The following is an 11,899-nucleotide window of genomic DNA, read 5'->3' as shown; positions in this document are numbered from 1 at the left end:
GAGCAGAACGAATGAAATCAATCTTATATGACAAATCAGAAGCTGTTGCAGCACTCAACCGGGTGGAAGGATTTAATCCTGTGGAACTTGCAAGAAGACTGGAAAAGGAAGGACAGGAAGACCAGCTGTATCTGGATGTGAAATACCGGAAACTCTGGTTCCGTCTGGTATATCCCATGGGAAAGATTATTAGTATTGTCCGCAGTTTTTCAGAAAATGCAGCTTTGGTGGAAGCGAGAATTTATCTGGATAAGTGTGACGCAGAGGATAACTTTATTGCTAATGCGTTTTCACAGAAATTCCGGTCAGAGGATCCGAATTTTGGAGCGAAATTTCTGGAACTTGCGGAAACGGCTGCTGTCGGACGGGCACTGTCAGATGCCGGGTTTGGACTTCAGTTTGCGGATGTAGGTGAAGAAAATGATCCGGAACAGGTGGATGCCGGGATTCAGATTCCGCAGTCATCTCAAAATTCAGGAACTGTGCAGAGTCCTTATAGCGGGAATCGGGCTGATTATCAATCGACTGAAAATACGTATCAACAGCCTGAAAGGCAGATGACGGGTGGTTCCATTCCGCCGATGCAGCTACAGTCTGGCATGATGGGACAGTTCTTCCAACAGGCACAGGCAAATGGCTCCATCATCGGTCAGCCATCCATGCAAAATACCTATGGCCAGCAGCCGGGAATGAATTCCATGGCGACAGGTACAGTGGGAATTGCGCTAGACGGTTCCCTACCGGTAGAAGAACTTCTGCAGCATATGACTTATGAGCAGGCGGTGCAGGTTGAGATTCCGGGCAAAGGGAAATATGGCGGCAAGACTATGGGCCAGGTGGCAAAAGAAAGTCCGCAAAGTCTGGACTGGTTTGCCAGAAGTTATTCCGGAAATAACAATGCGGTTCCGGCTGCAGCTAAATTTTTGTTAAATAAAGCATTACCAATGGCAGGATAGTGGATTCTGCCTGTTAAGACCCACAGTCAGCTATCTGGCTGCAGGGGAAAGGAGGCTTGAATATGGATGTATGACATGTCAGGGTTTGATTACGATATCCGCGATGTGGTGCGTGTACTGAATCTGCAGGTGCGTCGGAAAAATCCCAGTTCCTATGATGTGGACTGTCCTTTCTGCAACCATAAAACGGGAAAGATGAATGTCAATATCAGGAAAAACGTCTTCCGTTGTAATTATTGCAATGAGCAGGGGGGAATGTTGGATTTATACGCCAAATTATATGGACTCTCCAAGGCAGAAGCAAATCGGCAGATCCGGGAGGCATTAAACCTGGGACAATACCGGGATGATTATAAGATTCCGGAGAAAAAGCCGGAGCCTGAGATTCCCGAAAATAGTGACCGTGCATCGGATGCGGAAATCAACCATACCTATTCCATGCTGCTTTCCTATCTTACGTTATCAGAAAAGCACAGGGAAGACTTGCTGGCGAGAGGGCTTACGGACGAGCAGATCGAGATGCAAAGATATCGGAGCGTTCCTCTCTTTGGATTAAAAAGTCTGACCAGGAAACTACAGGAAAAAGGATGTATGGTAGAGGGAGTGCCGGGATTTTATCAGGATCAGGATGGAAAATGGACGATTCATTTTTCAGCAAAGAATTCCGGATTCCTGATCCCGATTCTTTCCATGGAAGGTCTGATCCAGGGATTTCAGATCCGGCTGGATCATGTGACAGATTCCAGAAAGTATATCTGGTTTTCTAGTGTAAATTACCAATATGGAGTCTCATCTGGCAGCCCGGTTCATGTAATCGGGAATTTGGATGCGAAAGAAGTGTATGTGACAGAAGGCGCTTTAAAAGGAACCATTGCTCATTATCTATCCGGAGCTACGTTCTTATGTATGCCCGGAGTGAACCAACAGCGGAATCTTCGCCCAATTTTGGAGAGCCTTTCCAAAAGAAATCTTCAGCTTGTGTATGAGACTTATGACATGGACAAGAAGATGCCGGTTGTCTGTGATAGACAGTATAGTAAATGCAGCGAATGCACGCAGAGTAACAGGATTGGAGAGTGTCCTTATAAGGTAAAAAAAAGGGAAATCATTCAAAGTGGGTGCAGGAAACTGTACGAACTTTGCAGGGAATGCTCATTACCGGTGAAGCGCATGCTTTGGAATACGGATGAAAACAAAGAATGGCGTGGACAAATCAAAGGAATTGATGATCTATATTATGATTTGTACATAAATCAGACAGATAAAATGTCTCAAAGATTATAGAAACTGGAGGACCGGAGTATTCTGCTCTGGTCTTTCTTGAAAGGAGAAGATTTATGAAAGGCAAAAGAAATGTACCACTACTGTTTATGATGATTGCATCGTTCATTATATTTATATTTGCCGTAGGCAAATTAATAGGAATTTTTCTGGAGTATCAGAAAGGCGATCGTACGTATGAAGAAATTATGGAGTACGTACAGGATCCAGAAACAGATGAGCAGGGTAAAAATGATCCGGATCCAGAAGATGATTCAGGATTTACGTTCCTTCAGGTAGATTTTGAAGGATTAAAGGCTCAGAATCCGGATGTGGTAGCATGGATCCAGATACCGGCACTGGACATTAGTTATCCGGTTGTGCAGGGAAAGGACAATTCTTACTATCTGCATCATATGTTTGATGGGAAGGAAAACAAGAATGGCAGTATCTTTATCGACTATCATAACCAGCCGGAGTTTACGGACAGTAATACGATTGTGTATGGGCATAATATGAAGAATGGAAGTATGTTCGGAACGTTGGACAGATATCAGGAAAAATCGTTATTTGAGAAGTATCCTTGCTTTTATATCTATCTTCCGGACGGCATCTTAGAGTACCGGATCGTATCCAGCTATGCGGGAATGACAGGAAGTGTGGGTTTCACTTACCGATTTCCAGAACTGGAAGATTATCAAGACTTTTTGGAAAAGATTATATCCTACGCTGCCTATGATACAGGAACGGAAGTTACGGATACGGATCATATCGTTACGCTTTCTACCTGTGTCAACTCGGATCGAAATTATCGATACCTGGTGCATGGAAAACTGGAGAGGAACATAAAGATGTATAATGAATGAAGGCATCGGCAGCTATTGCTGGTGCCTTTTCACATTTTTTGAGGGTGTGGTTGCGTTTTACGTAGGTAGTACGTACAGAGTAAGTAGAAAGAAAAAAAGGAGTGATCATTTATGATTAAGAAATTAAGAGTAGCCGTAGATCAGGGCAACCGTAATATGAAGACCTGTAATCATGTATTCACGACAGGACTGACAGAAATGGATAAGAAGCCTGCTAGGGGCGAGGTATATCTGCGGTATCAGGACAAGTATTATACGCTCAGCGAACGCCGTATCCCATATCAAAGGGATAAGACTTCAGACTCCCGATTTTTTGTGCTTACATTATTTGCAATTGCTATGGAATTGGAAGACAAGACACAAATTCAGCCAGATGATGTGATTCAGATTGAACTTCCAATCGGACTTCCGCCAAAGCATTACAAGGAGCTGTATGACAGGTATGAAAAATATTTTAAGGGTGATGGAAAAGTGTTTCAGGTGGAATACTGTGGAAAGGAATATCATCTGTGTATGAAAGATGTGAGGGCTTTTGTGCAGGATTTAGCTGCCATGATGACAAAAATGGATAAGATTGGGGAAGCCCCGAAAGCAGTAGGAATTGATATTGGGGGATTTACAACAGATTATCTGCTATTAAGAAGAGGAAAGCCAGATATGGATTACTGTGATTCATTGGAAAAGGGCATCATTACTATGTGTAATGAGATCATTTCCAAAGTCAACAGTGAATATGACATGCTGCTGGAAGAAATAGATGTGGAAAGTATCATTCGTGGGAAAACAGAGTTTTATGATGAGTATGTAGTCCGGGCGGTTGAGAATATGGTACAGGACTATGTCACAGATCTTCTGAATAGTATTCGTGAACGAGGTGTGGATACGAAATCTGCTTATACCGTTTTCATTGGCGGCGGCTCTATTCTGCTCAGGCGATTTTTAGAGAAATCAGACCGTTTGGGACGTTATCTGTTCATTGATGACCTACGTGCCAATGCAAAAGGGTATGATCTTCTGTATCGTATGTATGAAAGCAGCAAATAGAATGGGAAGTGATTGTTGTGACAAAAAAGAACCCCAATAAATTCACGATTGGATTTAAGAAGAATAATGCTTCCCATCAAAAAGTCGTTGAGATTTTAAATAATACGGAAGATAAGGCGGATTTCATTGCCAGCGCAGTACTTCATTATCTTGGCGAGGGAAAAGAAACTGATTCTTTGAATCCGGACAAGTCTTTCCTACTGCCATTGATTAAAACAATTGTAAAGAAAGAGATTCAAGAAGCAATCTCGGAAAAGAAATATGTCACTGAAGAAAGGGCAGCTCCGGATGAGAAAGTCATGGATCTGTCTGGTTCAGAAGAGGAACCGATTGTTCTTGATGATCATATTATAAGAAATATTTCAAATGCATTGGATGCATTCCGAGGTATATAGAAAAGAAGCAGCCCTTGATTGGGCTGCTTCGAATTTTGTCGAAAAGTTTTTCAATTCATAAGTCATTCATAACTGGCTCATAAGTCGCTCATAAATGGCCATTCTATAATCAAACAATGGTGAAGTGGAGAATGAAAAGAATTACTTTTGTTTTCGGAGACCTTCAAGGAGTCCACGGAGCGTATGTAAAGCCAGTTGTTTTTCTTCATCTGTACAATCATTTAATTCATAAATGATCTGTTCGATATAAGGATCTGCAGGTGGATTGTCGTGGAAGATGACGGAATCAAGCGAAATATTCAAGTATTTGGCTAATAGACTCAGAGTTTCAAGTCTGGGGTTAGCATTATAGTTTTCAATATCGGATATTGTGCGTAGCGAAACGTGCACATTCTCAGCTAGAGTATTCTGTGAAAGATTTCTGCGAAGGCGCTCTTCTTTGACCAGATCTCCGAGCAATTTCTTAACCATCATTTTCATCACCTCACTTAATGCATATATTTTACTCTAGTTCGGCAGTATATGAAATGTGTTATGCTGCGTGAACTAGAGCGATATAATGCGTGAAGTGAATAGAGAATAAGAATGTTATTTGGGAGAAGAGTCTGATTGAGTTACACAGATCGGTATAGACATAGCAAGAATTTATTAAAAAAATCTTATACCAATATGTGGAACACCCTTCTGGTGAGTATGCGGAATATGCGTTAATAACATGTGGTTTAGCACATAAAATAGTATGGATAATATGGAAAGTCGAATTAGGTAATAGCCAATTCGACTTTCTTTTTGTTTGTCGAATATTATCGAACAATGGAATTCGGTGTCGGTCCCCGCCTTCTGGGATTTCAAAAGAAAAATGAAATCAGAATACAGGAGGATAAATAAATGGATGAACATACTTATACTGGTTCGAAAATAAAAAACCAATTTACTGCATACATACTGGCACAGATCCGGGGAACCAGACAAAATTATTTGAGAAAAATGCTGAGGATTAACAGTAATGAAATGCCGGCAGAGAATCTGATAATGGAAGAAAATAGCATTTTGGTAGAAGAGAGTCTGGAGATGGAATATCGTGAAGAACTGTTAATGAGAGAGGTAGATGGGTGCTATCCTGAATGGGACGAGATGAGGGATCAAAAACTTGTCGAGGCATTACTCTTATTGCGCGAGGATGAGAGAAAACTGATCTATCAGCATGTGTTTGAAGAACGGACGTTTGATGATATAAGCCAGATTAATGGTTTGCCACCTTACAAGGTGAAAGGAATTTATTATTATGCAATCCGTAAGATTAGAAAATGGATGGGAGGTGAAAAATCATGAATTTTGAGGAGGTGCTATTTCGAGCACAGATGGGAGATCAGGAGGCAATATTGCAGATACTGGAAATGTTTCGGCCTCTATTAATAAAAAACTCTTTGATTAATGGAAGATTTGATGAGGATTTGTATCAGGAGTTGAGAATTGAAGTACTGAAGTGTATTAGGACATATCACGAATTGGTGTAAAGAGATATTCGTTGAAATGTGCCACATTAACATGATAAACCTATTGACTTGATAGGGATTAGATGGTAATATGCGTGCCATAAAAATGCAAAGGAAAAAGGTCACGATAAAAGCTGTTGTAAGAACTAATACATTCTCTCAGATATGAGTTCAAGCAGACCCAAAAGAAAAATGTTCCGGTAATCAGCTGGATGCAAGTGTATTCTGCATTGCTAATATCTGTCAGACTAGGATGTGTCCTCTGGCAAAGGTCATGAGGCGGGAACTGAAGAAACATGGCATAAGAAAACTGAAAGTCGTGTGTTCTGAGGAAAATCCGAGACGACTGCTGGAGGATATGTCCATTAGCTGCAGAACTCATTTCAACTGTTCATCGGAAGAACAGCATAAATATATCGAGAGAAGAGACCTTTCAGGCAGTGTGGCAGTTGTCCCGATAGTCGTCGGACTGATCCTAGTGGAGAAGTGATAAAAAACCTTGCTAGAAATTATGAGGATTAGAATTATGTGGGAAATTACAGTAGAAGAACTAGAGAAGATAGAATCTAATCAAAGGATTGTTGTAGATATTCGTCCAAATGAGCAGTTTCAAAGGGGAACGTTCCCGGGAGCAGTGAATATCCCGATGGATGAATGGGAAGCACATAAAAAGGAACTGGACGTGACCAAAACCATCTATCTGATCTGTCATACTGGGGACAGAAGTCAGGAATATGTACAAGAACTGGTGAATGAGGGCTATCGTGCAGTTAATGTGGAGGGTGGCTATCGTGCTTACTTGCGTTTGTCTCTATCCAGATTCATGCAGGAGGATTCTCAGAAAGAAAAAGAGAAGAAGAAAGAAGAGATCGAACGCAGCATTATCAAAAAATATCGGCGAACAATCTGGCGGGCTTTTACCAAGGCTTTGAATGAATATCAATTGATTCAGGAAGGGGATCGGGTGGCAGTCTGTATTTCTGGAGGTAAGGATTCCATGCTTCTTGCAAAATTAATACAAGAACTGAAAAAACATGGCGAGATCAATTTTGATGCAACATTCTTGATTATGAATCCTGGATATAATAAAGATAACTGGAAAATAATTCAAGATAATGCAAAACTTCTTGGTATACCGCTTACTGTATTTGAGACAAATATTTTTGATACGGTGGCAACTATTGATAGGAATCCGTGCTATCTTTGCGCAAGGATGCGAAGAGGATATTTGTATTCAAAGGCAAAGGAGCTGGGATGTAATAAGATTGCTCTGGGACACCATTTTGATGATGTAATCGAGACAATCCTGATGGGCATGCTGTACAGTGGAAAGATTGAAACTATGTTGCCAAAACTTCATAGTCAGAATTTTGAAGGAATGGAATTAATACGTCCATTGTACCTCGTGAGGGAAGACGCAATTCAATCCTGGAGGGATTCCAATGGATTATATTTTATTCAATGCGCCTGTCGTTTTACAGAAAATTGTGTAAGTTGCGGAGGCGGAAGAGGATCTAAGAGAGATGAGATGAAGAAACTGATTGCGCAGTTTCGAAAAACCAGTGATGTAATGGATGTTAATATTTTTAATAGTGTAAAGAATATTAATTTGAGGAAAGTAATCGGATACCAGATGGATGGTGCGAAATATAATTTTCTGGATGATTATACTTGTAGTAAAAGTAACGAGTGAAGTAGATAGGTGACGGGTATGGTAGTAATAGATAAATTTCTAGAACAGCACAGTCTTACAGAGGAAGAGTATATTAAGCTACTTGAATATTGGAACGATGAAGTAGTATTTGCTAGGCTTAAAGATGAAGCGGTCCAGATTAGAAAAACATATTATGGAAATAAGGTACATACCAGAGGGGTGATAGAATTTACCAATTACTGTAGGAATAACTGCTACTATTGTGGTATTCGGAGAGATAATTGTAATATCATACGGTATCGCCTTACTAAGGAAGAGATTCTTGCATGCTGTCAGAGCGGTTATGCTCTCGGGTATCGCACGTTTGTATTGCAGGGCGGAGAAGATCCGTGGTATAAAGATGCGTATATAGTAGAAATTATTCAAGATATTAAAAAACAATTTCCAGAATGTGCTGTTACTTTATCTATCGGAGAAAAATCATATGAGAGTTATCGAAAATTTCGTCATGCAGGAGCAGATCGATATCTGCTACGGCATGAGACAGCGGATAAAGAATTGTATCATTTACTGCATCCTACATCCATGAGCAATAAGAATAGAAAACAATGCCTATATAATTTGAAAGAACTTGGATATCAGGTAGGAGCTGGTTTTATGGTGGGAATTCCAGGACAGACAATGTCTCACCTTGCAAAAGATTTGGTGTTTTTGCAGGAACTTCATCCCGAAATGGTGGGGATTGGTCCATTTATTCCTCATCATGATACAATATATGATAGCGAAACAGTAGGAAGCTTCCAAATGACATTGTTTCTGTTGGCAGTTATCCGAATTATGTTTCCCAAGATTCTCCTTCCGGCAACTACCGCATTGGGGACGGTGGATCCGCTGGGAAGAGAGAAGGGACTTGCTGTCGGAGCGAATGTAGTGATGCCTAACTTGTCACCGATAGAGAAACGTAAGTTGTATGAATTGTACGATAATAAGATTTGTACTGGTGATGAAGCGGCTGAGTGTAGACAGTGTCTCCAAAAGAGAGTAGAGAGCGTCGGATACCGTTTGGTAGAAGAGCGGGGAGATGCGATTGGATAATAGGTAAAGAGCTTAATTATAGTTTTGTTGATAGAAAGAATAATCGTTGATTAAATAAATAAGATACCAGAGGAGCAATCTTCTGGTATTCTACTTTGTTCCTTTCAAAAAATGTGCAGATTCCGGGCAAGTGATTTCCATTATTTTCTCTATCGTCAGATGTAGAAGATGGCTTTGCTCTGTATCCGCAGCTTTATAATATACTTCTTTTCCATCTCGCCTGCTGACAATCAATCCTTTGTCTTTTAGCTGGCGCAGGTGATGCGATACTGCTGGACTTGTCATATCAACCAGTGCAGAGATATTGATAACACATTCTTCGCAGTGACATAACAACCAGTAAATACGAATTCTGCTGCTATCCCCAAGTAGCTTAAACATATCTGCAACAGTTTGAAAAGTATCTGTTTTATCTAATGTTGTTTTCAACTGAGTTACTTCTTGATTATTATGATGATGGTGAGGCAAAATATCTGCAGACATTACAATGACTCCTTTCGTTTCTTATCTGTGTGCAAGTAGATTCTACCATATTCAAATCAATTAAACAAGTGCTTAAATTTTGAATAGAATAGCCCAAATGGAAATTATATTCGCCCAAATGGAAGGTTTATTATGTTACACTATTGACTTGTATTTGCCAGAATTATATAGTGAAGTAACGTTAGTTAAAAGGTTGTTTAATTGTTCATGCGAACTCCAAAAAGAACTCGTTTAGAATGTCACGATGAACAAAGGATGCATTTGTCAGAAAAATACAACAAAAAAGCAATCATTGAATTAGTGTACTGGGAATATGTTACATTTTAGTTTTTGAAGAAAAGGGAGGGGAATAAGAAAATGAAGAATGGGCTAATGCCACAAGCTATGTGGCGGTGCTTTCAGGGTTCTTTTATGCGAGAAATGTATCGTATGAGCAAAGAGAATCCACGAAAAGTAATGGCAAAGGCCAGGAAATGCTATCAGAATATTTTAGTAGATATACCAGAATTTGAAAAAGGAGATCCTTTTCTTACGAATATTTTGAGTGCAGCAATGCTGGCATCGGTATATCTGGAATTGGAAGAGAAACCAAACCTTGAACAAGTTACCGACTTTTATCATCATGCCATGACCAACAATATGATTATGAAGTGTTTCCTTAAATTGGGTAGCAAGTACACGCCAAAAGCGCAGGCAAAGTTGAAACGACAAGGTGAGGAAAGTGTGAGGCGGTCAGAAAGAAATCCTTATACATGGTGTTTTCGTTACGAAACGGGGAGGAACATTAACTGTTACTCAGCTATTTTTACCCACTGTGGTATATTGTACTTGTTGAAGCTGTTGGATATACCAGAGATTTGCCCGGCAATGTGTACTTATGATTATGATATGGCAGAATTAAGTGGTAGTACATTTATTCGTAAATTCACACTAGCTGGTGGAGAACCATGCTGCGACTGCCATTGGACAAGAAAATCCTAAAAAAGTACTTATTGTAATAAAGAGTTCTCAAGGTAGATTTTCACAATATGAAATTTTGCCTTTCGGTGTGATGTTTGCTTTCTATCGCTATGTTTGCCCTTGGTATTTTGTTAACAGGCTGTTTTTTCATCGAAGTATTTGCAACCTGGGCAATTAGCTTTGGCATCATTTCCCTCGGTGCAATTGCAATCGGCGATTTTCCTGCTGTGGGTGCATTATCTGTTGGTAAATACTTCGCTCTCGGTGACAATGCATGGGCAATGATTGCCATAGGCGATACGGAGGTCGTCGGAAGTGCGTTTCAAAAAATCGGTGAAATTTCTACATAGGATATTACCTATGTAAAACAATCGCTCAATACGATTGTTCCGACTTACCTCTCGTGGGCAAAAGAAAAATGTTATGCCAGGAGCTTGGCATTACCATATCCGAGTTAATGAATGGTAAAGCGGATAGTAGTATTCGAGAGTTTAGCGAAGAACAAATATTAGACATGATTGGGTGGATACAGTAGCTAGAAAACAGGAAATGTACATATTTGGTATACTGTTGATAGTAATGGGAATCGCATTGTTCGCTTTTTCCAGGTTGTTTGGCGGAACAGATTTTCTGTCCAGATTAATGGCAGGGATATCTGTTGGAGAGATGTCTGTTGGAGTATATATCATTGGTCGTTCACTCGCAAAATAATAGATATATTGCTTGCTACGCTAAGTAGCATAATCAGAATTAAGTAAACTGGTCAAAAATTAGAGAGGTTTTTGTGCGATGAAATTACTTGTTTATGGAGCTGGCGTTATCGGGTGTTTATATGCGGCATTGTTCAGTGATGCCGGACACCATGTTTGCATATACGCAAGAGGACAGCGGCTGGAAATTCTAAAGAAAAATGGATTGCTGTACTCTAAGGATAATAGCATTCTGAAAGCGGAATTAACGATCATTGATAAATTGGAAGATGACGATTTATATGACTTTATTTTTTTGCCTGTCAGAGAAAATCAAGTCTATATTGCATTAAGGGAGCTAAAGAATAATTGTAGCCCTAATATTGTTACAATGGTCAACACACTGGAACCATATAGTAATTGGGAAGAAATTTGTGGAAAAGGCAGAATTGTTCCTGCGTTTCCGGGGGCGGGCGGAAGTTTTGATGAAAATGTGCTTCACGCAGCTCTTACTCCGAGGCTTATTCAGAAAACAACTTTTGCTGAGATTTCGGGAGAAAAAACGGAAAGATTGTTGAAATTGGCATCTCTCTTTAAGCAAGCTAATATACCGTATCAGATTGTTCAGGATATGCATGCCTGGCAATTGAGTCACTTGGCAATGGTTGTACCTATTGCGGATGCTTATTATATGGCAGACAACCCAGAAAAGGCGGGGTATGACGGAAAAGTGATGCTCTATACTGCAAAACAAATGCAGCGTAATTTTTCAGCACTTCATAAATTGGGAATAGAATTATCTCCGCCCAAAATGAATTTCTTTCGTCTTGCACCGGTTTCTATATTGAGCATGGGATTGAGTTTCGTGTTCAGAAGCAAATTTGGAAATATGTTCATGTATCAACATTCAATGAAAGCGCCAGATGAGATGAGGCAGCTACATGAACAGTTTTATAGATATATTAAAAGCAGTTTAGCATAAATTAAATATTGCGATAGAA

14 protein-coding genes and 1 pseudogene are annotated in these 11,899 nt (G+C 40.0%); 13 read left to right on the top strand and 2 right to left on the bottom strand.

The window, feature by feature from the left end:
- The first annotated feature begins 11 nt into the window (after positions 1-11).
- From ACTNB3_RS08120 to ACTNB3_RS08100, 5 genes are all read left to right on the top strand, one after another.
- Positions 12-956: a hypothetical protein gene (locus ACTNB3_RS08120; RefSeq protein ID WP_235250686.1), complete on the top strand. Its 945-nt coding sequence runs from the start codon at positions 12-14 to the stop codon at positions 954-956.
- 66 nt (positions 957-1,022) lie between these two features.
- Entirely contained in the window at positions 1,023-2,240 is a 1,218-nt protein-coding gene (locus ACTNB3_RS08115) for a CHC2 zinc finger domain-containing protein (protein WP_235250685.1), read from the top strand.
- A gap of 53 nt (positions 2,241-2,293) precedes the next feature.
- Positions 2,294-3,082, top strand: a complete 789-nt coding sequence (gene srtB / locus ACTNB3_RS08110; protein WP_235250684.1) for a class B sortase — start codon at positions 2,294-2,296, stop codon at positions 3,080-3,082.
- A 111-nt stretch (positions 3,083-3,193) separates the two neighbouring features.
- Positions 3,194-4,126 carry a ParM/StbA family protein gene (locus tag ACTNB3_RS08105; protein ID WP_235250682.1) on the top strand — a complete coding sequence of 311 codons (933 nt, stop codon included), beginning with the start codon at positions 3,194-3,196 and terminating at the stop codon, positions 4,124-4,126.
- A gap of 17 nt (positions 4,127-4,143) precedes the next feature.
- Positions 4,144-4,521, top strand: coding sequence for a hypothetical protein (locus tag ACTNB3_RS08100; protein ID WP_235250680.1), 378 nt, complete (start codon positions 4,144-4,146; stop codon positions 4,519-4,521).
- A 141-nt stretch (positions 4,522-4,662) separates the two neighbouring features.
- On the opposite strand, the gene ACTNB3_RS08095 is transcribed toward ACTNB3_RS08100, so the two are convergent.
- Complete coding sequence (locus ACTNB3_RS08095) at positions 4,663-4,995, bottom strand: helix-turn-helix transcriptional regulator (RefSeq protein WP_328284220.1); 333 nt, start codon at positions 4,993-4,995, stop codon at positions 4,663-4,665.
- 414 nt (positions 4,996-5,409) lie between these two features.
- Here ACTNB3_RS08095 and ACTNB3_RS08090 point away from each other — a divergent pair, with 414 nt between their 5' ends.
- From ACTNB3_RS08090 to hydE, 5 genes and pseudogenes are all read left to right on the top strand, one after another.
- Positions 5,410-5,853, top strand: a complete 444-nt coding sequence (locus ACTNB3_RS08090) for a sigma-70 family RNA polymerase sigma factor (RefSeq protein WP_235250679.1) — start codon at positions 5,410-5,412, stop codon at positions 5,851-5,853.
- A complete protein-coding gene (locus ACTNB3_RS08085) occupies positions 5,850-6,038 on the top strand; it encodes a helix-turn-helix domain-containing protein (protein WP_235250678.1) in 189 nt (62 codons plus the stop codon). Before ACTNB3_RS08090 ends, ACTNB3_RS08085 begins: the two co-directional genes overlap by 4 nt.
- A 175-nt stretch (positions 6,039-6,213) precedes the next feature.
- Positions 6,214-6,539: pseudogene (locus tag ACTNB3_RS08080) on the top strand (tRNA threonylcarbamoyladenosine dehydratase); the annotation flags it as partial.
- 4 nt (positions 6,540-6,543) lie between these two features.
- Complete coding sequence (locus tag ACTNB3_RS08075; RefSeq protein ID WP_347375388.1) at positions 6,544-7,710, top strand: ATP-binding protein; 1,167 nt, start codon at positions 6,544-6,546, stop codon at positions 7,708-7,710.
- An 18-nt stretch (positions 7,711-7,728) separates the two neighbouring features.
- Positions 7,729-8,766: a [FeFe] hydrogenase H-cluster radical SAM maturase HydE gene (hydE, locus tag ACTNB3_RS08070; RefSeq protein ID WP_347375389.1), complete on the top strand. Its 1,038-nt coding sequence runs from the start codon at positions 7,729-7,731 to the stop codon at positions 8,764-8,766.
- A gap of 90 nt (positions 8,767-8,856) precedes the next feature.
- Here the strand turns inward: hydE and ACTNB3_RS08065 are convergent, their stop codons facing one another.
- Positions 8,857-9,249 (bottom strand): ArsR/SmtB family transcription factor, encoded by a 393-nt coding sequence (locus tag ACTNB3_RS08065; RefSeq protein WP_235251057.1) that lies wholly within the window; start codon positions 9,247-9,249, stop codon positions 8,857-8,859.
- Between the two features lie 357 nt (positions 9,250-9,606).
- Here ACTNB3_RS08065 and ACTNB3_RS08060 point away from each other — a divergent pair, with 357 nt between their 5' ends.
- The 3 genes from ACTNB3_RS08060 (at position 9,607) to ACTNB3_RS08050 (ending at position 11,880) form a co-directional block, all read left to right on the top strand.
- Positions 9,607-10,230: an L-2-amino-thiazoline-4-carboxylic acid hydrolase gene (locus tag ACTNB3_RS08060; RefSeq protein ID WP_235251222.1), complete on the top strand. Its 624-nt coding sequence runs from the start codon at positions 9,607-9,609 to the stop codon at positions 10,228-10,230.
- A 74-nt stretch (positions 10,231-10,304) separates the two neighbouring features.
- Entirely contained in the window at positions 10,305-10,559 is a 255-nt protein-coding gene (locus ACTNB3_RS08055) for a hypothetical protein (protein WP_235251223.1), read from the top strand.
- 439 nt (positions 10,560-10,998) lie between these two features.
- Positions 10,999-11,880: a ketopantoate reductase family protein gene (locus tag ACTNB3_RS08050; RefSeq protein WP_235251227.1), complete on the top strand. Its 882-nt coding sequence runs from the start codon at positions 10,999-11,001 to the stop codon at positions 11,878-11,880.
- Positions 11,881-11,899 lie beyond the last annotated feature (19 nt).

Source organism: Bariatricus sp. HCP28S3_D3, from assembly GCF_052065755.1.
Lineage (GTDB): Bacteria > Bacillota > Clostridia > Lachnospirales > Lachnospiraceae > Allocoprococcus.
This window is presented reverse-complemented; position numbering and strand designations above follow the sequence as displayed.